This window comes from Dietzia sp. SYD-A1 (assembly GCF_015356725.1).
Lineage (GTDB): Bacteria > Actinomycetota > Actinomycetes > Mycobacteriales > Mycobacteriaceae > Dietzia.
The window spans coordinates 1-21,547 of record NZ_JADDKI010000175.1 but is presented as its reverse complement, the minus strand read 5'-3'; the positions used below and the strand labels follow the sequence as shown (position 1 = coordinate 21,547).

Below are 21,547 nucleotides of genomic sequence, written 5' to 3'. Positions count from 1 at the left end.
GGGGTGCGCTGTGTCGACCCCGCCGTGGGGTGGGCGGCGTCAGGAGGTGCTGCCGCGGCGTGGTGCTGCGGCTGGTGAACGTCGGTCATGGTGTCGCGTCCTTGGAGGTCAGGAGGGTTAGGGGTGGCGGTGAGGAGCAGGGGGGGAAGGCCGGGTCAGGCCGGTGATGAGGTCCGCGCGGGGGCGTGCTCGGCCAGCAGTAGGTCGTACGAGCTGCCGGCTTCGATGATCGCGACGGTACGAGGGTTGGGTGGGGTGCCCGTGATCCGGGTGCCGGTGGCGGCCTCCAGGGTCGCGGTTCGCCAGTCGAGTGTGATCTCGTCGCCCGTCGAGACCGCCGCGGTGACCCCCGGGATGGTGATCAGGGGCATGCCGTTGAAGGTCTCGCCGCGCCAGAAACCGGGGGAGAACGATTCGGCGACGACAGCGGCGATACCGAGGTCCCGGAGGGCGATCATCGGCGGGTAGTGCGGATGGCCGTAGCCGAAGTTCCGGCCCCCCACGACGATGTCGCCGGGCCGGACTCGCTCGGCGAAGCCGGGGTCGAAGTCCTGCATGCAGGCCGCCCGCAACAGTTCGCGGTCGTAGGTCTTGATGTTGGCCACGCCCACCACCAGGTCGATGTCGAAGTCGTCCCCGAAGACCCAGGCGACGCGGCCGGTGATGACGTCGGGCGGGGGCGGGTACGCGCTCATCGGGAGGCCTCCCCGATGGTGCCGGTGATCGCACTGGCGGCGACGGTGTACGGGGAGCCCATGTAGATGTTCGCCTCGGGGCTGCCCATCCGGCCGGTGATGTTGAGGACGCCGGTGGAGATGCAGTTCTCGTCGGGTCGGAGGGGTTGTTGGTAGCCGAAGCAGAAGTCGCAGCTGGACTCGGCGATCGTCGCCCCGGCGGTGCGCAGGACGTCGAGGATCCCCTCCGCCTCGGCTTGGGCGAAGACCTTCTTGGACGTCGGGACGATGTTGAGCTCGACCGTCGGTGCGACCTTCTGCCCGTCGAGCACGAGGGCGGCGGCCCGGAGGTCCTCGATGCGTCCGCTGGCGCAGGACCCGATGAAGGCGCGGGTGATGGGGGTGCCCTCGAGCTCGGCGGCCGTCGAGGTGTTGGCGACGCGCGCCGAGCCCGGCCGGACGACGCGGGGCACCAGGGTCGACAGGTCGATGCTGTGGCGCGCGGCGTAGGTGGCGTCGGCGTCGGGGTAGACCGGCTCGAACTCCCCGCGAGCGACCTCGCTGGCGTAGGCGATCGAGACGTCGTCGGGCTCGAAGATCGCCGAGACCGCGCCGGTGAACATCGCCATCCCGCACAGGCCCTGCCGGTGGTCGATCGCCATGTCGCGGGCACCGGGGCCGCCGAACTCCATGACCTGGTGGGCGCAGCCGTCGGCGCCCACCAGCTCGATGATGGTGTGGACCAGGTCGCGACTGTCCACCCCGTCCGGGAACGTCCCGGTGAGCTCGAACCGGGTGGTCCGGGGGATGTCCACGTGCACCTGCCCGGTGACCCAGGCCTCGATGAGGTCGCGTCGGATGCCCCAGCCGAGGGCGTTGAAGGCGCCCACCCCGCTGATGTGGCCGTCGAAGTGGACCAGGAAGTCGCCGGGGGTCGCCAGGCCGAGCTCGGCGGTCAGCTGGTGGCCGATCCCCTGGGCCTCGTGGAGCTCGATGCCGTAGAACTCGCACCAGTCCCGGGTCACCTGGTGGACCTCGGTCTCCCGCTGGTCTTTCCTGGTGAGCATGTGGTCGATAAACACCACGTACCGGCTGGGGTCCTCGAGCCGGGTGATGCCGAAATCCTCGTGCATCTGCCGGAACATGTCGTCGGTGTAGCCAGGGAAGTCGTAGGCGATCATTCGCGAGGGCCGGACGGCATGGTTCTCACCCGCGTGCACGGTGGGATGGTCGGTGGTCCTGGCGAGGATCTTCTCGGCGATCGTGAAGCCCATCGGTCACGCCCCCTTCGCGGGCAGGTACTCGTTCTGCATGGCCTCGACCTCGGGGAAGCCGATCATCTCGACGAACTCGTGGTGGGCCATCGCGTCCGCGCTCACCTCGGCCGGGGGCTCACCCGCCGCGAGGCGACCCAGCACCGTGCGTGCCGCGCCGGTGGTGGCCATGAGCAGTTGGGTGGGAAGCAACGCCAAGCGCACGCCGATCTGGTCCAGGACCTCGGGGGTGAACTCCCGCTCCGTCCAGGTGGACGCGGTCAGCGTGGCCATGAGGGGGACCCCGACCTCGGTGTGGCAGCGCTGCCACTCCTCGACGGTGCTGAAGGTCTTGGTGACCGGCATGATCATGTCGGCGCCGGCCTCGACGTAGGCCCGGCCGCGCCGGAGTGCCTCGTCGCCGGTGGCGTCCGTGCGGGCGATCAGCAGGACGTCGTTCGGGGTGTTGTCGCGGACGGCGCGGATCTTGCCGACCGCTTCGGGCACGGAGATCAGGTCGACGGGGTCGCCCACGCAGATCGGGCAGGACTTGGGGGAGACCTGGTCCTCCATGAACATGCCCTGCACGCCGGCCTTGACGAACATCGTCGCCGTGCGGGCGGCGTTGACGGCGTTGCCGTACCCGGTGTCGATGTCGGCGACCACGGGGAGTGCGGAGGCGGCGGTGATGGTGCGGATCGCGGTGAGGTTCTCGCTCATCGTGTAGAGCTCGGCGTCGAGGAGCCCCAGGGCGGCGGAGATCGCGAAGCCGGAGGCGCACAGCGCGTCGAAGCCGGCCTGCTCGGCCAGCCGCGCCGTCAGTCCGTCCCACACGCCCGGCGCGTACACGATTCTCTCCGAGGTGAGGTCTTTCAGGGTGGGCGCGGTCATCCGAGCTCACCTCCATTTCGTATAGCGGAACGCATTTCGTAATGCGGTACGAACCTAAACGTGGTCCGCGTCACATGTCAAGTGCGGGCGCGCGGGCTGGGCACGAGGTCGGCTGCCTACGATGGCGGGACCGCCCGACACCCGGACAGAACAGGACCTCCCCGTGACCAGCCCACCCAGGCCCCCGTCGTCCGGATCAGACGCGCCGCAGAGCAGGGAACTGGTGGGCGCGCTCCTCAAGGCCTGCGCGCTCCTCGACCACTTCGGGGCCGACCGCTCCACATGGACGCTCACCGAGCTGACCGAGGTCAGCGGCATGAACAAGACGACCGTGCACCGGCTCATGGCGACCCTCATCCACGCGGGGTGGGTGGACCGCACGCCCGACGGCGGCTATCGGGTGACCGTGCGGCTGTTCGAGATCGGGGCGTCGGCCCTGGCGGGCCTCGACATCCGCTCGGCCGCGCGATCATTCATGACGGGGCTGGTCGCGGAGTTCGGCGACACGGCGTACCTCATGGTCCCGGCGGACGAGGGTGCCGTGTGTATCGACAAGGTGGAGGGGAGCGGGAGCCTCGTCGTCGCCGGGATCAACATCGGGACCGTCCTGCCGTACCACGCCGCGGCCGGCCCGGTCGCGATGCTGGCCCACTCTCCGGAGCTGCGGGACACCTGGATCCGGCCGGGGCTGCAGACCTATACCTCCCGCACAGTGCACGAGCCGGGCGACCTGGCCGCGCATCTGGACGAGGTGCGCGCCGCCGGGTACTCGGTGAGCGAGTCCGACTTCCTCGAGGGGGTGTCCGCCGTCGCGGCACCGATCCTCGACGACGACGGGTCCGTGCTGGGGTCGATCAGCATCGGGGGCCGCTCCGAGAACTTCTCCGGCGAGGTCCTCGAGTCCAAGATCGCGCACGTCACGCGAGCGGCCCACCGGATCTCGGCTGCGCTGCAGGCCGCGCGAGGGTGATTGAGGCCCGAGCTTGGGTCAACTACTCTTGACATAGAAAGTCAAGCGCGCTTAACATCGACCCATGGCAGTTCGAGAGTCCGACGCGGTCGGATCGAACCCGGTCCGGGAGTACCGCAAGGAGAAGCGGGTCACCCAGGCCGAGCTCGCCGAGGCGGTGGGCGTCAGCAGGCAGACCATCATCGCGGTCGAGCGGGGCGACTACTCGCCGTCGGTGTATTTGGCGATTCGCATCGCGCGGGCGCTGGAACGGTCGGTCGAAGAGCTATTCATCCTGGAGGAGGAACCCCGATGACTCAGCGTGACAGCGTGTTCGACCGGTGGTCGGACCGGGTGATGAACCTCGACAGCCCGGTGTACGGCGATGAGCGGGAGCGCACGGTCTTCATGGAGGCGAGTTCGTTCGGCCTGACCATCGGGCTGTACGCGGGATTGGCGGGAGCCGTCGTCTCGGCGGCGTTCGGTCTGATCCTGCTCCCCACGGTGCTCCTCGTGCTCACGATCCTGCCCGCGGCGGCGACCCAGTGGTACGCGCGACGGCGGGGAGTGCACCTCAACGCCCTCGCCGAGAAATCCGGCGCCAGGTCGGCGCTGATCACCATGGTCGGGGGGTGCGCGCTCGTCGCCCTGGTCTTCGCCGCGATGACCTTCACCGTCTTCGCTGGTCAGCCGCTCCTGCCGACCCCGTCCGTCACGCTGACACCCGGGGAGGGTCCGCTCGGCGGGGCGGCACAGGGCGCCGTGATCGGCGGGATGATCGGTGCGGTGGCCGGGATGATCGGGTCGGTCGTGAGCTACCGCAAGGCCAGCCGCGGGAAGTAGGAGCGTCCGTGCGCCGGGGGCCGTGTCGCTGAGCGGCCCACCCCCTGTCTCCCCGGCACAACTGCCCGGCCTTTCTTTGGCGTCCTGGGCCGTTCTCAGGCACCTGGCCACTCCATAGTGTTGCGGATCACACCGATCCCCATCACGTTGAAGGTTGCCGGATGCCCACGCACACTGACCTGCTCGGATACTTTGTCTGGAACCGGGCCGAGGGTCTCGACTCGCCCTTCGCCGCGGACGAGAATACGGGGCTGACGTACCGCGAGTTCTCGCAGCTCGTGTCCGCGTACGCCCAAATCCTCACGAGCCACGGCGTCGGCGAGCGGGACGTCGTGGCGGTACATCTGTCCAACCGGGTCGAGTTCTTGATCGCCATGATGGCGGCCTGGAGCCTGCGGGCGGTCGCGACGCCGGTCAACCCGGTCCTCGCGCCTGCGGAACTCGAGCACCAACTCGCCGACTCGAACACCCTCGTCGTGGTGACCGAGTCGCCGGACGCCATCCGCGCGCTCACCGTCTCGCCGACCGTGCTCGATGTCGCCGAGTGCCCCACCACCGGCGAGACGATGCCCACCGCCACGTGCGCGCCGGAGGACACCGCGCTGCTGGTCTACACCTCCGGGTCCACCGGACGGCCCAAGGGTGTCGAGCTGACCCACGCGAATCTCGAGCACATGACCCGCGCGCTGGCCGAGCATGTCGACGCCCGCCCGGATGAGCACTGTCTGCTGGTCCTGCCGCTGTTCCACGTCAACGCCATCTGCGTGAGTGTTCTCCTGCCCGCCGCCGTGGGTGGCCGCGTCACCCTGCTTCGGCGTTTCAAACCGGACACCTTCCTCGACGCGATCGAGGAGCACCGGCCGACGTACTTCTCCGCCGTCCCGGCCATCTTCGCGACCCTCGCCGACACCCCGGGCGCCGAGAACCGGGACTTCTCCTGCCTGCGGCGCGCGATCTGCGGCGCGGCTCCCGTCTCCAGGGAGCTCCTCGACCGGGTGACGGGGGTCCTCGGCCTCCCGGTGGTCGAGGGGTACGGCCTCACCGAGGGCACCTGCGCCTCCACGTGCAATCCGCCGGCTGGCCCGATCAAGGCCGGCTCCGTCGGGATCCCCCTGCCCGGGATCAGCGTCAAGGTCGTCGATCAGGACGGCGGTGAGCTGCCCGTCGGCCGGGCCGGCGAGGTGATGATCTCGGGCCCCACGGTCATGAAGGGCTACCTGGGGATGCCCGACGCGACCGCGGACACCATCGAGGACGGGTGGCTGCACACCGGTGACGTCGGGAGGTTCGACGCCGACGGCTACCTCACGCTGGTCGACCGCATCAAGGACATGATCATCCGGGGCGGGGAGAACCTGTACCCCAAGGAGATCGAGAACGCCCTGGCCACGCACCCCGCGGTGCTCGAGTGCGCGGTCGTCGGAGCACCACACCAGACCTACGGGGAGATCCCCGTCGCCTACGTCGTGACCTACGCGAACACCGAGGTCACCGAGGACGAACTCCTCGAGGCCGCCCGCGAGCGCATCACCAAGATCAAGCTGCCCGCGGTCATCCACTTCGTCGACGAACTTCCCCGCAACCCGGTCGGCAAGATCGACAAACCCTCACTGCGCCGCGTCGCCGCTCTCACGTAGCGCCGCGTCGCCAGCACCCACTACCGCCACCATCAAAGGAGCACATCATGGGATTCACGCAGGGCGTTCCGCCCGACATCGAGCCGGCGAAATTCAACGGGCTCCCGCTCATGGAGCGGGTGCGGATCGCGCACACGCACTGGGTGGACCACGGGTTCGGCACCCCCAAGATGATCAACGTCATCTACCTGTTCAAGGTGCTGATCGTGCAGATCGGAATCGGTATCACGCTGGCCACCCTGACCTCCGGATTCAACCCGCTCGACGTGGGGAGCTGGTGGAACGAGTTGATCGTCTACCAGAAGGCCATCCTGTGGACCATGTTGCTGGAGATCATGGGCCTGGGCGGCACGTGGGGTCCACTGTGCGGCCGCTTCAAGCCCATGACCGGCGGCGTCCTCTACTGGACCAGAGTCGGCGGCATCCGGCTCCCACCCTGGCCGGACAGGGTGCCGGGCACCCGCGGCGACACCCGATCGCTGTTCGACGTCGTGCTCTACTGCGTGATCCTCGCCAACCTCCTGCTCGCGGTGGTCCTGCCCGGGGTCGCCGCGCGGGGGATGGCGGACCAGTCGGTGGTCAACCCCGTCGTGGTGATGCCGCTGGTCGTCCTGCTGGTGGTCATGGGCCTGCGGGACAAGGTCATCTTTATCGCCTCCCGCGGTGAGCAGTACTACCCCGCGATCATCTTCTTCTCGTTCCTGCCGTTCGTGGACATCGTGGTGGCGCTCAAGCTGCTCATCGCGACGGTGTGGATCGGTGCGGGAATCTCCAAACTGGGCAAGCACTTCTCCCACGTCATCCCCCCGATGATCAGCAACACCCCGTGGGTGATGTCCAAGGCGGTCAAGAGGGCGCACTACCGCAGGTACCCGGAGGATCTGCGCCCCTCCAGGATGGCCTCGGGCGTCGCGCACGTCCTGGGGACCCTGGTGGAGATCGTGGCGCCGCTGGTCCTGCTGTTCTCGACCAACATCTACCTCTCGATCGGCGCCGCCATCCTCATGGTGTGCTTCCACCTGTTCATCTTCTCCACGTTCCCGTTGGCGGTCCCGCTGGAGTGGAACATCCTGTTCGCCTTTGCCACGATCGTGCTGTTCCTCGGATTCCCCAACCAGGACGGCTTCGGCGTGACGGACTTCTCCAACCCGTTCCTGCTGGCCCTCATCGTCGCCGGCCTGGTGTTCTTCCCGATCCTGGGCAACCTGCGGCCCGACCTGGTGTCGTTCCTGCCGTCCATGCGCCAGTACGCGGGCAACTGGGCCACCGCCCTGTGGGCGTTCGCGCCGGGCGCCGAGGCCAAGCTGGACGAGTTCATCGACCGCCCGGCCAAGACGACGCCCGTGCAGCTCGAGTCGATGTACGAGCCCGACGTGGCGCGGATGACGCTCGACCTGACCCTGGGGTGGCGATCGCTGCACAGCAACGGGCGTGGACTGTTCTCGCTGCTCATGCACCACCTGGGGGAGGATCTGGAGAACTACGACGTCCGCGAGGCCGAGTTCGCCGCCAACACGATCATCGGGTTCAACTTCGGCGACGGCCATCTCCACGATCACCGACTGATCGCGGCCATCCAGAAGCGGGTCGGGTACGCCCCCGGCGAGTTCGTGGTGGTGTGGATGGAGTCGCAGCCCATCCACAAGGGCACCCAGCAGTACAAGATCATCGACGCGGCGCTCGGGATCATCGAGGAGGGGTACGTCATGGTGGCCGACGAGGTCGAGGCGCTCCCGCACCTGCCCAACGGCCCGATCCCGCGGTACACCACATGGCGGGCCGGGACGAGCGGCGGGACCACGTCGGGTAGCCGCTCGACGGGTAGCCGCACGACGAGTGACCGCACAGCGGGTGGCCGCGCGGCCGACGAGGCGGTCAGCTCATGAGGTAGCCGCGCGGCGACCGCCGAGGGGGAGCCGATGAGCTCTCGAACCACCACTACGCCGGAGGAGATCAATGAGTACCGCCACCATCGTGGGCAGTGGCCCCAACGGGCTGGCCGCCGCCGTCCACCTCGCCCGCCAGGGGGTCGACGTGACGGTCCTGGAGGCCGCGGACACGATCGGTGGCGGTACCCGTTCCGGCGAATTGACCGTCCCGGGACTGATCCACGACCACTGCTCGGCCATCCATCCGATGGGGGCGGCGTCGCCCTTCCTGCAGACGCTCGGACTGGAGCGCCACGGCCTGCGGTGGCTCCGCCCGGAGATCGACTGCGCCCATCCGCTCGACAGCGGTGACGCCGGGCTCCTCTACACCTCGGTGGCCCGCACGGTCGAGGCGCTGGGGGAGGACGGCCGTGTCTGGCACGCGTTGTTCAACGATCTGGCCCGGGACTTCGACATCCTGGCCGGCGAGCTGATGGGCCCGTTCCTCCATGTGCCCAGGCGGCCGGACAAACTGGCGCTCTTCGGCCCCCGTGCCCTGGCGCCCGCGACGGTCCTGGCCAGGCTGTTCCGCACCGAGCGGGGGCGGGCCCTGTTCGGCGGGCTCGCCGCCCACGTGTACTCCCGTCTCGACCGGCCCGCGAGTTCGGCGGTCGGATTGATGATCGGCGCCTCGGGCCACAAGTACGGGTGGGTGGTGGCCGAGGGGGGCTCGCAGGCGATCGCCGATTCGCTCGCCGCCGACCTGGCCGAGCACGGCGGACGCATCCACACGGGGGTGCGCGTGTCGTCGTCGTCGGATATCCCCCCAGCGGACCTGGTCCTCCTCGACACCTCCCCGGCCACCGCGCTGCGGTTCTTCGGCTCGCGGATGCCCGACCGGATCGCGTCGTCGTTCCGCCGCTTCGCCGCCGGCCCGGCGGCCTACAAGGTGGACTACGCCGTCGCCGGCGGGGTCCCGTGGCGCAACCCCGACTGCGGGAGGGCGGGGACGGTGCACCTCGGCGGGGGATTCGACGAGATCCACCAGGCGGAGAAGGCGGTTGCGCTGGGCCGGATGCCGGAGAGGCCGTTCGTGCTGGTGGGCCAGCAGTACGTGGCCGACCCGGGCCGGGCCGCCGGGGACACCGTCCCGCTGTACGCCTACGCGCACGTGCCCGCCGGTTATCCGGGGCAGGCAAAGGAGGCGATCACCGCGCAGATCGAGCGATTCGCCCCGGGGTTCCGCGACCGGATCGTCGCCACCCACGTGACGCCCCCGTGGCGGCTGGAGGCGGAGAACGAGAACCAGCGGGGCGGCGACATCGTGGGCGGGTCCAACGCCGGTCTGCAGGTGGTCTTTCGCCCCAGGATCTCCGCCGATCCCTATAGCCTCGGGATTCCGGGCGTGTTCCTGTGTTCGGCCTCGACGCCGCCGGGCGCCGGTGCCCACGGGATGCCCGGGTACAACGCCGCCCGCGCGGCGCTGAAGGACCTACGGACGTAGAGGGGAGTGCCGAACGTGGTGAGTGACGACCGTGATGAGTGACGCCCCCCGGGTCGAGACCTCCGATGACGACGACGAGACGCCGGTCTCCCGCGAGTTGGCCGACCTCGCGCGTGAGCTCTCGGAGGACATCGACGCGGTGGTCGCGACGGTGACCAGGTACATCGCGGACACCATCGACGACCTGTCCGCCGAGACCGGCCTGACGGATCTGCTCACGGCGAGTGTGCACGGCAACGTGAGCACGATCCTGCACGTGATGGGCAACAAGATCCCGCTCGATCATCTGCAGCCCACCACCGCCGCGGTCGAGTACGCCTTCCGCCTGGCCCAGCGGAACGTCTCGGCCAACGCTCTGGTCCGCGCATACCACCTGGGGGCCCACGAGATGCAGCGCGTGGTCCTGCAACGGATGGAGACCCGTGGCCTGGCGCCGCAGCGCACCATCGACGTGATCTCCGAGTTCGCCACGATGGAGCACCAGTACATCGACTGGATCATCCGCTACGTCCTCAACGCCTACGAATCCGAGCGGCAGCGCTGGAGCGACATGCCGGGCAGCGTGCTGGTCTCGGCGATCGAGGACCTCATGACCGACCCGGGACGCGGTGCGACGCGGTTCGAGACCAAGACCGGATACGCGCTCAAGCGGACGCACCTGGCCGTGATCGCGTGGGATCCCGATCCGGAGAGCTCTGCTCGCCGGTTGCACAGCAGGATCCTCGCCGCGGCCGGGGTGATCGACGCCCCCGCGCCCCCACTGCAGGTGACGATCGACGAGACGACCGTGTGGAACTGGATCCCGGTCGACGCCGATGCGGTGCGGACCCTCGACCTGACCAGGCTGCGGGAGTCGATGGGCGGCGCCCACCTGGCGATGGGTGAACCGCTGTGGGGGCCCGAGGGGTTCAAGCGCAGCCACGAGCAGGCCCGGATCGCCTTCGGCTGCGCCACCACCACCGCCACCGCCACCGGGCGCCGGTCGCGTGCGGTGACCAGCTACGCCGAACCGGGCCTGGCCGCGACGGCGCTGATCGCCAAAGACACCCCGGAGGCGCGGATCTGGGTGCGGGAGACGCTCGGCCCGCTGGCCGCCGACACGCCGCAGGCGGCGGAGTCCCGGGAGACCCTGGCCACCTATCTCGCCGAGAACCGCAGCCTGATCCGGACGGCGGAGCTACTCCACGTGCACAAGAACACCGTGCGCTACCGCATCACCCGGATCCTCGCCGACCTCGACGCGGAGCGACGCGTGGGGGACACCCTCGACCTCGCCCTGGCGTTGCGGGTCCACGAGCACCTCGGCCACGGGCCCTGAGCGGCGGTCTGTCGACCGGTCGTGCCCCATGTCGATCCGGTGGCATAGTGGGAACGGCAAGCCCCATCGTGTCCGGGCCAATCCGGATACGTGGCGACACCGCATGAATCCGCGCAGGTCAGCGCCTGCGCCGACGAGAGGATCGCACATGGCTATCAACGACGACGACATGACGACCACCGCTAATTCAGGCGAGGGTGTCGCCGACGGCGGCTCCAACCCCGGTGGCCACGACGGCGGTGCCGACGGCTCGGCCAGCAAGGGCGAGGGCACAGCCGACGGCGGTTCGAACCCGGACGGCCACGACGGCGGTGCCGACGGCTCCGCGGACGCCGGCGAGGGCCTGGCCGACGGCGGCTCCAACCCGGACGGTGCAGACGGCGGCGCCGACGGCACGCAGTAATTGCGGGCACTTCATCGGTGCGTCGCGTGCAGCTCTGATGAGTTCGCCGCCCGGGTCTGGGGTCAGCGTCCCCTGCTGACCCGGGCGGCTGAGCTGCCACGCGACTACTCCGATCTTCTGTCGCCGGCGATGGTCGACGAGATCATCGCCGAACGCGGAGTCCGTACACCCTTCGTGCGAATGGCCCGGGAGGGCACGCTCGTCGACCGGTCGTGCTTCACCGGCTCCGCGGGTTTCGGCGCGCAGATCGCCGACCAGCTCGACCCCGACGGCGTGCTCACGCAGTACGCCGCCGGGGCGACGCTCGTCCTGCAGGGCCTGCACCGGTTCTGGCCGCCCATCATCGACTTCGTCCGGGGCATGACCTCGGATGTCGGCCACCCGGTGCAGACCAACGCGTACATCACCCCGCCCGCGAACCGCGGGTTCGATCCGCACTACGACGTCCACGATGTCTTTGTGCTCCAGGTCTCCGGCACCAAGCGGTGGCGCGTGCACGAGCCCGTCCACCGCCATCCGCTGCCCGATCAGCCCTGGACCGATCACCGCGAGGCGATCGCTGAGCGTTCGAGGGACGAGCCGGTGATCGACGCGGTACTCGAGCCGGGGGACTGCCTCTACCTGCCGCGCGGATGGGTCCACTCGGCCGAGGCTCAAGGCGAGACCTCCATCCACCTCACCGTGGGCGTGGCTCCTCTCACCGGGCACGACATGGCACAGGCCGTGATCACGGCGCTGGCCTCGGAGGAGGAGTTGCGCGCGTCGTTGCCGTTCGGGCTCGCCCCGGCCGACGCCACTCGAGCCGAGCCGCACGCCCGCGAGGTCCTCGACGTGTTGGCCAGGGTGATCGCGGAGAAGCAGGAGGAGCTCAGCGATCTCGCCGGCGATGCGCTCGCGACGAAGTACCTCGACCTCACGCGACCCGCCGCGATCCGGCCGCTGGCCACCCTCGACGCGGTCGACTCGCTCGACGCCGACACCCGGGTGCAGTGGCGCGACGGGCTGCACGGCTCGCTCGACGAGAGCTCGCGCGAGACGGTGGCCCTCCGGCTGCCGACCAAGTCGATCACCTTCCCCGCGATCTGCGCCCCGGCCCTGCGTGCGGCGATGTTTGGGGATCCCGTGACGGCCGGATCATTGCCCGGCCTCGACGAGGCGGACGGCCTGGTGGTTCTCCGGCGGCTGCTGCGGGAGGCCGTGCTGGTGGCGTTGTGAGTGCGGTGACCGCGTGACCAGGCCAGCCGATTGGGAACCGTGCAGCGACGCCGCCCTGCGAAGGGGCGATCCCATGGAGGGCTCGGGCTCACGAGGTATGCGGTGGCTCATGCTCGAGCTCTGCGGTCCCTGGGGGCACTCGGCGCTGCTCGAGTCCCCGAGCTTGCTGCCGCCCGAACTGGGTCGGCAGATCGCCCAGCGCGCCCAGGCCGCCGACATCCGGGTCGCAGCGATCCGCCGGCCCGGTAAGCGGCCTGACCAACGGCGGTGGCGGTGGGCTCTGGCCGACGCCCGCCCCGGTCAAGAGTCCTTGCGATGGGGCGAGGTCGACGGCCCCGAGGGGTACGCCGAGATCCCGCTCGACGGCTCCGCCGGCACACCGACCGACGAGCCGCTGGTGGCGATCTGCGCGCACGGCAAGCACGACCAGTGCTGCGCGGTCCGGGGCCGACGAGCCACGTCGCTGATCGCCGAGCGCTACCCCGAGGCGACCTGGGAGTGCTCCCACCTGGGCGGCGATCGTTTTGCCGCCACCATGCTCCTGCTCCCGCACGGGCTCTACTACGGCCACGTCGACCTGGCGGAGGACCCAGCCGACATCGTCACCCGCTACACCGAGGGCCGGGTTGAGCCTCGGAACCTCCGCGGCCGCAGCAGCTACCCGGCGGCCGTGCAGGTCGCGCAGCACCACGCCCGGATGGCGTTCGGGGACGACCGTATCGATGCCTTCGCCCCGTTGGGCGTCGTCGAATCGGACGGGCAGGCGGAGGTGACGCTGGCGGGTTCGCACGGCCCGGTCGAGGTGCGTCTGCGGGAGACGTTCTCCGAACCGATCTTCACGATGTGCCAGGCGCGGTCGGCCGGGCCGGTGAAGGAGTGGGAGTTGGTGGAGATCTCCGGGGGCGGGTAGCGGGCGAGCGGGGTGCCCCATCTGTCGGGGGACCATCTATCACGCTCCCGATCCTCGACTCACTACGAGCACAATGCATCGCCGGGTCCGATCCGTCAATGGTGCGATGAATCGCTACTATCCAACGTGCGGAGGGCGGAACTCGGCTATTGACCGTCTGTCTCCTCAACCGCCGGTGTTGCGGACCGCAGAGCCTGACTGAACCGGGGACATCACATAGTCGAACATGATCGGCACTCGACGATCTCGTGGTGTTTGCCCAGTGTGGCGCTGGCGCACAGGGCTTCGTGACTACCATGCTCCAACTCGGGGAGGGTGGCGCTGCCTGGTGTGCATGTAGATAGCTGTTACTTGTATACGACGCCGCGGTGCCCACCGCCTAGAACGAGTAGAACAAAGCCGTCGTCTTCGATGTCGTAGACGATGCGGTAGCTGCCAACCCGAACACGGTACTCCTTCGCCTCCAGCGAGTATGATTGCTCAGGGCGGTCGCGGCGTCACCGCGAGTGCTTCAATCGATGATCGAAATAGGTATGAGATTCGTTAATTATGGAATCTAAGCGTAGTACCCTCTAACCAGCCAAGGCACTTGAGGTCGTCCCATAGCCAGCTAAGTGCGAGGCGAGTCGCGGGCCGGTAGCCGAGGATGTCGAAGCTGCCGAAGTGAATTGAGAACGACGCCGCGAACGGCTCGTAGGCGGGGCGACCGAGGATTCGTTGCTCGTGCCAGTTGTAGAGCTCTTCATGGTCGTCGCGAAGTTCCGCGTCACGAGCCTCGTCGTTGAGGGTGAGCGACACCGTGTTGATTATGGAGGTGCGATCCAGGGGCGCTCCATTGTGAGCGCTTATGGGTTTCAGCAGCCATGCAAGACTGGGTTCTGGAGGTCCCCAAGTGTCGGGACCATTGGCGCCAGAGGTTGGGTGGCGCACGTTGCCGTAGAACTCAACCGGCATCAGACCCCGGATACCGAGAGTATCGCCGAAGTTTGGGGTGAGCAGCGACGTTAGTTCGAGGTAGCAGTTCATCGCCGCAGCGGCGACGGCCTCGGCACGGGCCAGGATTGTTGCTGGATGATATTGACCCCACGGAGCTTCGTGGGACGGGCCGATGTCCGGACCTGGGTAGAGCGCAGACGTTGCGTCTGGATGCTGGTCTTCCGGCACCATCGGAGAACCTAGGTTCTTCAATCGGCGCATATCGATAATTTCATTTCGGAGAACACTGTCCTGCGAGTAAACAACCTGGTCGGCGACGATCGCGAGCCTCTCGCCGATGTCAGAGCCGAGGTGATCCCGCATGGTTTCCCAGATCCAATTGGGACCCGTTGTAATGGGATGAGTCTTCAACGAAATTGATCGGTTGAGAGCGAAGGGCGAGGCGCCGGACAGTGAGGTGACCCTGTCTAGCGGCGGTCCGGGAAGTTCATCCCGGATTAGCCACGAAATCCGTAGAGACCATGCCTCCACATCGACTGCGAGGGCGATCCGCTCAAGACTGGCCGTTCCGGTCATCTGCGCCGGGAATGTCGCGAGGGCGAGCGGTCCCAGTCCTGCGATCCAGGCTTCTGCTGCAAATCGAAGACGGGCACCAATTTTTGCCCAGTCAGCAGAGTTGTAGTCGGGATTCGTGCGCGCGAGTCCTCCAGCGTGTGTCTCCTTAATGACCCACGCTGCGGCACCGGGGTTCCATCGGACGAGCCTGTCCATCACCAGGTCTGCTCGGCCGGGCTCGCCGGCGGCCAGCACGATAGCCAGAACGTACTTCCACCGATCGAACGACTCGAGAGAGGTCATTTCCTCATTGAGGTCGACTTCCTCCTCAAGGATCGCTTTGGCGGCGAACCACTGCTCGAAGGTCGCGAGCGAGAACGCGCAAGTCCGTCCTGTCCGGGTCACTAGCGACGACCCCCGCACACGGGCGGCAATCTGCGCCGTGGTGAATCGCGCGGGATCGATTGGCTTGCCGTCGCGGATGGTCTCGACCGCTAATCGCTTTAGCTCGGCGTAGAGATCGAAACCTTCGCGTTCGACGATATCGTCGACGACGCGGTCGACGAGTTCGGGGATGCCGTTGGCGCCTTCGGCCGCCGAGGCGTGGCGCGCGATGAGCAGCGCGAACAGAGGTCGCCGAGCGGCCTCGGTGAGCTGGTCACTCAGGGGTGGCAATTGCCGTCCAGCAACGGTCGTCATCAACCGACCGGCATGCCCGTCGTCCAGGAGTGGTGCGGCTACTTCGCGAACGGGTGAAGCTGGGTCGACAGCCCGTGCGGTGAGCACTACTCGCGATTTCGGCCAACGGTTAACGAGATTCCTAGCCTCGGCGAGCGTTCTGGTCGCATCCTCGGTGTGCTCGTCGAGGCCATCAACGACCACATCGACCCCATGACTCGCCAGCGACTGGATGCCGATTTCCCCCACCAGGAAGTCTTCGATTGCCTTATTCAGCGTCCCCGAGCTGAGCCACACCGGTATCGGGCCCGCCGAATCCGCTCGTGCTGTGGTCAGGTTGGATCGATGCCATTCTTCTGCCATCTCCGACTTGCCTGACCCCAGGGCGCCGACCAAGACACAAGCATCGCCAGCGTTTAGAACTCGCAGATAATCCGGAACTACAACGTGCTGGCCAAGCGACCGCTCAGCCTGGGCCTCTTCTAGGCCCGCCCCAAGGCGCCGTTGGCGCCGGCGTTGTTCCGACGCCTCGGTAGCGATGTCGATGTACTCTTCGTGCCCGAGCACTGCATATGGGGTGGCGGCAGTCGGCGCAGGCGGCGCAGCTTCACCGTCCAGAACCGTCTCGACCCACTCCTCGTGCTGGGACTTCCACTGGTGGAGCAGCTCTACGGGAAATGACTCGGGCTGTGAATCGATCTGCTGATGGTGGTAGTTGCATAGCAGGATCAGATTTTCGTACCGATTTCGCTCCACCAGCGTCATCGGTGAATCACCGCGAGGTCCGGTGGGCTTTTCTGCCACGATGTGCGCGTCTTCGCAGAGTACTGCCAACCGATTGTGCGGGGTAGCTGCGGCGGTCAGCACCCGTCGGCAACCTGGGAATGCGCAGCGGTTACCAGAGCGCTGATGCAGCTTGCGCTGCTCGGACACCGGAATGGACACGGCTCATTCTCGCCGACCCCGACAAACTGCCGCCATCAGGTGGTCGGCGTTTCATGTACTGGTCTGATCAGCTGCAGGACGCGGCGCAAGTGCTGCCCGAGGTCAGCTGTGAACGAGGACCGTCAGTTCGAGTCGGTGGGGGAGTGTGACCGGGTGTTCGTGGAGAAGGGCTCCGGCCGGTCCTGGGAGGATCGTACGCAGCTCGCCGCGTGTATTGCCTACCTGCGGGACGGTGATCTGCTGGTCGTCGCTTCGATGGACCGGCTCGCGCGATCCCTGGTCGATCTCAAGCAGATTGTCGGTGAGGTCACCGCAAGGGTGCGAGTGTGGAGTTCGTCCACGAACGAGCCACCTACTCCGCCGGCGCCCAGGATCCGCGCGCCGATTTGATGCTGTCGCTGCTTGGTGCGTTCGCCGAGTTTGAACGCGCCATCATCCGGGAACGACAGGCCGAGGGCATTGCTATCGCCAAAGCCAATGGCAAGTACAAGGGACGCAAACGCGTACTGGCCGACAGGCAGATCGAACGGGCCCGCGCCCGCATCGACGCGGGTGAGGGGCCGACCGTGATCGCCCGTGATCTGGGCGTGGGTCGTTCCACGCTGTATCGCGCCCTACAGCGACAACGTTTGCAGCCCCCCGGCGTATGAGCGACTGCCTGTACCTGTTCACGACGACAGGCCGGGGGACCCCTTTTCGAGGCATCACGGTCCCGTCCGTGTCGCACGGTCGGAGGCGTTTATGCAGCTAGATCCGTCGGTACGAGCCGGGTCGTGCCTCGAAGATTCCCACGTCCAGCCCGTTAGTCTGGACTTCAAGAACCCGCCCGTTTCCGTTTCCTTCACTGCGCCCATCCCTCCAGCCCTCAAGCCGTGGGGACGACTCTGACCATCCCGTTGCCCACCGCTCGGTGAAGCCCCACCCCGCCCATTTGTGCAGCATGAGTCAGTGCGAGGAACCATTGATGAGCGAGCGGGTCGGAAGTTCCGAGGCGCAGATCGACATCGAAGCTGATCGCCTGTTTCGCTGGGACGCTCGTCCTTGCCGTCACCCGAACGTGGGCGGGGCGAATCGGGCCGTTCGCCGTCATCGTGACGTTCTCGCAGAGCTCGTCCACGATATTCTGCGGGCAGGGTCCGGGGGTCGATGTCCCAGGGAGCTCCTGTCGAAGATCCATCATCCAGCGGTTGGCGAGAGCGCGAATGAGTATCGCTCCACTCAGTAACGGCTCACCCTCACGCCTGGAAAGGCTTGCCACGCCCATGGTGGCGATGCGGACTCGTCGGTAACGCTGCGCCCGTCCGGCTGCGAGAAGAATCTCGTCCCGCGTCGTCTCGGCGATGGATACCAATCGTCCTTCCAGCCAGTAGTTGGCGCTATCCTCAGTCGAGAATCTCAAGAGTGTCCGCTTGGGTAGGACAGTTGATGGGGACGAATCCACGGTCTTGGCCACCAGTAGAAGGCCAGTCTCGGAACCGGGCAGGTCAATGTGCGAGGACCACGTCTTGAATCCGTTGTGATTTTTGTCGACGCCGACGAGTTCTGTGACGAGGTGTCGCCTTTGAATGCCATCCAGTGCCACCGAGACAGCAGATCCAGGAATCCACGACAATCGGTACCGCCACAGCTTCATCCCACCAGTCTGCCCGTGGATCTGCCGCCTTTGCTTCCGACTGGGGCCCACCAAGCGACGAGTGGGCAAGAAAGAAGAAGGGTATGTGCTCATATTTTCCCAGGTGAAGGACGTATGGGCGACGGCGCGGACAAAGATTCCTATGGAGGCGGCGTGGGGGGTATGCGAAAGCTTCACATCGGGGCACGTCACGCATGACAGAATTCGCCGAGAGGTGAGTTCATCCCTTTCCGCCGAGGTGGATAGATATCGGAGGCTCACGCCGTGCGCACGATGACCCTCTCGGTGCCTTCGTCACCTCGTGTCGAGGCGGTTCAGAGGATGTAGAATGCCTGCCGTTCCTCTAGGCGGCGGTCTCCGATGATGTGCCGTGCCTGTTCTTGTCCGGCGATGATGTAGAAGCGGATCTGGTCCTCGTCGTCGTCCAGGAGACCGTGGACTCGCTGCATAAGGTGGACCAGTGCCGCGTGGTCGTTGAGGTCGAGTTCGAACACGCTCTGCTGTACTCGGGGATCGTGTGCGTGGAGTATGTCGGAGACCCGCTCGCGTCGTCGATTCGACACGATGTCGTAGGTGGCCAGGATGAACATTGGACTCACCGCCAGCCCATAGGTTGGTAGGGGCCTGATTGCAGAATTGCCTCTGCTAACAGGGACGCCTGAGTATCGAGAGCCTGACGATAGCTGACGGTCACTCTTGTGACCGGATGCAGCAGTGTCGTGAGTAGTCGTTCCTCGAGTGCGGTGATCAACAGGCGGCGGGTGGAGACATCCACCCGGCAACCGTCGGCCGTGGACGCGAACCCCCTGGGGTCAAGTTCCTTGCCGCGCAGTAGTCGAAGTACGGTCGTATCGACGATCAACGGGCGAAACTCCTCCATGAGATCGCACACCAAGCTGGGGCGCCCTGACCGACGGGCATGAAGGAATCCCTGGTCAGGGTCGAGACTGGCGACGCCAATGGCGCGTGAGACCTCAGAGCTCAGGATTGTGTAGCCGTAAGACAGCATCGCGTTGACCGGATCGCGCGGGGGACGTCGGTTCCGACGTGCGAACTGCCATTCGTGGGAAATGAGTGACCTCACGCCGTCGAAGTACGTCCGCGACGCCGCCCCTTCTACCCCCATCAACTGCGCGACGGTATGGGCGCGGTCGACGGCGCAGTAGAGAGTATGCAAACGACGGACCGTCGCTGGGTGCACAGCGGTGCGGCGCGACTTGGTTCGGGTGAGGAGTACGCGGCAGTTGGAGATTTTTCCCCGGACCATGGCGCGCGCCAGCTCAATGCGCCGCTCGGGGTCGTCTGACTGCCGGTATTGCGCGACCACCAAAGGGCCGGAGAGTGTGCCGCATCCGAGATGGGCCGTGACGCCGTGCCGGGGATCGGTGACCACGACGTCGACGCCGTGAGTCTTGGCAAGGGCCAGAGCGGCGGTCGTGATCAAGACGCGAGGCCCACAGACGATCGTGCGCACTCTTCGAGCGGGGTGCCGCTGTCTCTGCTTGCCAGCCCGGCACAGCAGGAAAGCGGGCCCTTTGGCACGGAGTGCCGTGGCGGGCTCAAGAAGATAGATCGTCGCTCGGCGGGGAAGGGCAGTCCGGGGGGCGTGAGCCTGGCCGCCAAGAGGGCGACCGAGAAAGACGGTGCCATCGCTGATGTGTTGGACCGCTGTCTTGTCCCGAGACAGTGTCAACCCGCGAACTCGGGCCTCAGCATCGAGGACCTCCAGGATGCGGCAAGCTTCCTCGCGGGAGGGGGCGGTGGCGCAGATATCATCGAGGTAGCGGACGATATGAACACCGTGGTCCCAGAGCGTCCGATCGAGCCGATCGAGGTAAAGATTAGCCAATAGCGGAGACAACGGGGAGCCCTGGGGCAGACCGCGATCGGCTCGTCCGTCACCACCTCGTTCGAGCAAGTGAGTCATTATGGCATCTAGTTCGGGGTCGTCGAGGTACGGGCGTAGGCACTCAAGGACCCCAGAATGGGGGATGCTCGCAAAACAATCGGCGAGATCGGTCCGGACGACCCACTCGGCGCCGTCATCGACCTGCTCACTAACAGCAGAGATCGCATTATCGACTCCCAGACCCGGACGCCCGCCATACGAATCCGGTTGTAGGTCAGGATCGACTAAAGGGGAAAGCACAGAAAGGATGGCGCGTTCCGCGACCCGATCGAGCAGACTGGGAATCTCCAGATGCCGCAGACCGCCACTAGCCTTGGGAATATCCACTCTCCGCAAAGGGCCTGGGGTCCAGGTCCCGTCTTTGAGTTGGGCAGACATGAGGGCAAGAGACTCCAAGAGATGACCTTCGCACCGGCGGCGTTCCCGAGACGCACCCGAATCGGCGGCCGAATCGAGCCGCTCGACAGTCGTCGTCCATGCAGTGAGGATCGTAGACTCGGAAGCGATACGGTCGGTTATGTAGCCCATGGCGACTATCCCCACAATTGACGAAGTTGACGGACTGCTGCCTGCTTGGCAACTATCCACACAGGGATGGAGGGGGCGAAGGGTCGACAACAGGGGGTATGAAGGGCATCGGGGCTGCTCAGAAAGTTATGCGCGACCATGCATAATTCAAATCGGCCACGGGGACCGGGGGTGTCTAAATATCAAGCATCAGCGCTGGTCAGTCGTGGTAGATTCCGGCTAGGGGCGGTCAGCTCGCCTCCGGCCACGGCCGATAGACACCAAACGAAACGCGCTCACCTTTTGCGAAACACGGGCGGTCAGCTCGCCTCCGGCCACGGCCGATAGACACGGTATCGGTGTGACTGGATTGCCTTTTGAGGATCCGGCGGTCAGCTCGCCTCCGGCCACGGCCGATAGACACGCCACACTCGTAGCCCTTCAGACATCCCAATACCGGGCGGTCAGCTCGTCTCCGGCCACGGCCGATAGACACTTCCATCCGCCGCCCATGCCGTCACCGACCGGGGGTGGTCCGCTCGCCTCCGGCCACGGCCGATAGACACGCGACGGGGATGCTGGCCTCGCAGGCTGCTCGTGCGTGGTCAGCTCGCCTCCGGCCACGGCCGATAGACACATGATGGTCAGGCCCCATGTAGTGGTGTTCCTGTTGCCTGTCGGTCAATTGGCTTTCCTGTCCGCGACGAGTGACCTGTCTATGCAAGTGGGAGTCCTGGTGAGTTGTTAGGAGAGGGATCGCGTTTGGCGGCCAGCGACGAGGCCCTTCCATCATCAACGTCACCTACTCGTGCATCAGGCCCGTCGGTGTCGGAGCCGAGCCCGCCGGTGTGGAGGGGAGTTTTCAGCGTGGACAGCCGATGCCTCGGAGTGCGGCGTGGTCCCCGGCGCCGAGGGTGGG

The 21,547-nt window shown here is 66.7% G+C and carries 18 protein-coding genes, 1 pseudogene and 1 CRISPR repeat array; of the genes and pseudogenes, 11 read left to right on the top strand and 8 right to left on the bottom strand.

From position 1 onward, the window contains the following. Positions 1-155: 155 nt before the first annotated feature. The 3 genes from IY392_RS08130 to IY392_RS08120 are packed head-to-tail and all read right to left on the bottom strand — an operon-like array spanning position 156 to position 2,818. Entirely contained in the window at positions 156-695 is a 540-nt protein-coding gene (locus IY392_RS08130; RefSeq protein ID WP_194860934.1) for a 3-isopropylmalate dehydratase, read from the bottom strand. After that, positions 692-1,948 (bottom strand): aconitase family protein, encoded by a 1,257-nt coding sequence (locus tag IY392_RS08125; protein ID WP_194860933.1) that lies wholly within the window; start codon positions 1,946-1,948, stop codon positions 692-694. Before IY392_RS08125 ends, IY392_RS08130 begins: the two co-directional genes overlap by 4 nt. Positions 1,949-1,951: 3 nt before the next feature. Then, positions 1,952-2,818, bottom strand: a complete 867-nt coding sequence (locus IY392_RS08120) for an oxaloacetate decarboxylase (protein ID WP_194860932.1) — start codon at positions 2,816-2,818, stop codon at positions 1,952-1,954. A gap of 163 nt (positions 2,819-2,981) precedes the next feature. Here IY392_RS08120 and IY392_RS08115 point away from each other — a divergent pair, with 163 nt between their 5' ends. The 10 genes from IY392_RS08115 (at position 2,982) to IY392_RS08070 (ending at position 13,465) form a co-directional block, all read left to right on the top strand. Continuing rightward, positions 2,982-3,788 (top strand): IclR family transcriptional regulator, encoded by an 807-nt coding sequence (locus IY392_RS08115; RefSeq protein ID WP_309234034.1) that lies wholly within the window; start codon positions 2,982-2,984, stop codon positions 3,786-3,788. A 64-nt stretch (positions 3,789-3,852) separates the two neighbouring features. Next, the gene (locus IY392_RS08110; RefSeq protein WP_194860931.1) at positions 3,853-4,083 is read left to right on the top strand and encodes a helix-turn-helix transcriptional regulator; all 231 of its coding nucleotides are present in this window, start codon (positions 3,853-3,855) and stop codon (positions 4,081-4,083) included. Further along, positions 4,080-4,610, top strand: coding sequence for a hypothetical protein (locus IY392_RS08105; RefSeq protein ID WP_194860930.1), 531 nt, complete (start codon positions 4,080-4,082; stop codon positions 4,608-4,610). Before IY392_RS08110 ends, IY392_RS08105 begins: the two co-directional genes overlap by 4 nt. A 161-nt stretch (positions 4,611-4,771) precedes the next feature. Beyond that, on the top strand, positions 4,772-6,247 hold the full coding sequence (locus tag IY392_RS08100) for a class I adenylate-forming enzyme family protein (protein WP_194860929.1): 1,476 nt from the start codon (positions 4,772-4,774) through the stop codon (positions 6,245-6,247). Positions 6,248-6,294: 47 nt separating this feature from the next. Further along, a complete protein-coding gene (locus IY392_RS08095; RefSeq protein WP_194860928.1) occupies positions 6,295-8,133 on the top strand; it encodes a DUF3556 domain-containing protein in 1,839 nt (612 codons plus the stop codon). A gap of 70 nt (positions 8,134-8,203) precedes the next feature. Continuing rightward, on the top strand, positions 8,204-9,619 hold the full coding sequence (locus IY392_RS08090; protein ID WP_194860927.1) for an NAD(P)/FAD-dependent oxidoreductase: 1,416 nt from the start codon (positions 8,204-8,206) through the stop codon (positions 9,617-9,619). Between the two features lie 34 nt (positions 9,620-9,653). Then, positions 9,654-10,937: a CdaR family transcriptional regulator gene (locus tag IY392_RS08085; RefSeq protein WP_194860926.1), complete on the top strand. Its 1,284-nt coding sequence runs from the start codon at positions 9,654-9,656 to the stop codon at positions 10,935-10,937. A gap of 148 nt (positions 10,938-11,085) precedes the next feature. Beyond that, positions 11,086-11,340 (top strand): hypothetical protein, encoded by a 255-nt coding sequence (locus IY392_RS08080; protein WP_017836377.1) that lies wholly within the window; start codon positions 11,086-11,088, stop codon positions 11,338-11,340. Then, positions 11,341-12,555: a cupin domain-containing protein gene (locus IY392_RS08075; RefSeq protein WP_194860925.1), complete on the top strand. Its 1,215-nt coding sequence runs from the start codon at positions 11,341-11,343 to the stop codon at positions 12,553-12,555. It abuts the gene before it with no gap. Positions 12,556-12,628: 73 nt separating this feature from the next. Next, on the top strand, positions 12,629-13,465 hold the full coding sequence (locus IY392_RS08070; protein WP_228549160.1) for a sucrase ferredoxin: 837 nt from the start codon (positions 12,629-12,631) through the stop codon (positions 13,463-13,465). Positions 13,466-13,812: 347 nt separating this feature from the next. On the opposite strand, the gene IY392_RS19690 is transcribed toward IY392_RS08070, so the two are convergent. Both IY392_RS19690 and IY392_RS08060 read right to left on the bottom strand, forming a co-directional pair. Then, positions 13,813-13,932: a type II toxin-antitoxin system RelE/ParE family toxin gene (locus IY392_RS19690; protein ID WP_194860935.1), complete on the bottom strand. Its 120-nt coding sequence runs from the start codon at positions 13,930-13,932 to the stop codon at positions 13,813-13,815. A 76-nt stretch (positions 13,933-14,008) separates the two neighbouring features. Beyond that, positions 14,009-16,579: a hypothetical protein gene (locus IY392_RS08060; protein WP_194860924.1), complete on the bottom strand. Its 2,571-nt coding sequence runs from the start codon at positions 16,577-16,579 to the stop codon at positions 14,009-14,011. Here IY392_RS08060 and IY392_RS08050 point away from each other — a divergent pair. After that, positions 16,544-17,229: pseudogene (locus IY392_RS08050) on the top strand (recombinase family protein). The gene IY392_RS08060 and the pseudogene IY392_RS08050 overlap by 36 nt on opposite strands. 215 nt (positions 17,230-17,444) lie before the next feature. Here IY392_RS08050 and IY392_RS08045 read toward each other — a convergent pair. The 3 genes from IY392_RS08045 to cas1 all read right to left on the bottom strand — a co-directional run bounded on the left by IY392_RS08045 (position 17,445) and on the right by cas1 (position 20,499). After that, the gene (locus IY392_RS08045; RefSeq protein ID WP_194860923.1) at positions 17,445-18,212 is read right to left on the bottom strand and encodes a hypothetical protein; all 768 of its coding nucleotides are present in this window, start codon (positions 18,210-18,212) and stop codon (positions 17,445-17,447) included. Positions 18,213-18,526: 314 nt separating this feature from the next. Beyond that, positions 18,527-18,802: a CRISPR-associated endonuclease Cas2 gene (cas2, locus tag IY392_RS08040; protein ID WP_228549162.1), complete on the bottom strand. Its 276-nt coding sequence runs from the start codon at positions 18,800-18,802 to the stop codon at positions 18,527-18,529. Positions 18,803-18,807: 5 nt separating this feature from the next. Beyond that, positions 18,808-20,499, bottom strand: coding sequence for a CRISPR-associated endonuclease Cas1 (cas1, locus tag IY392_RS19685; RefSeq protein WP_375292903.1), 1,692 nt, complete (start codon positions 20,497-20,499; stop codon positions 18,808-18,810). 373 nt (positions 20,500-20,872) lie between these two features. After that, positions 20,873-21,265: a CRISPR direct-repeat array (repeat unit 34 nt; unit sequence GGTCAGCTCGCCTCCGGCCACGGCCGATAGACAC). Between the last annotated feature and the right edge of the window lie 282 nt (positions 21,266-21,547).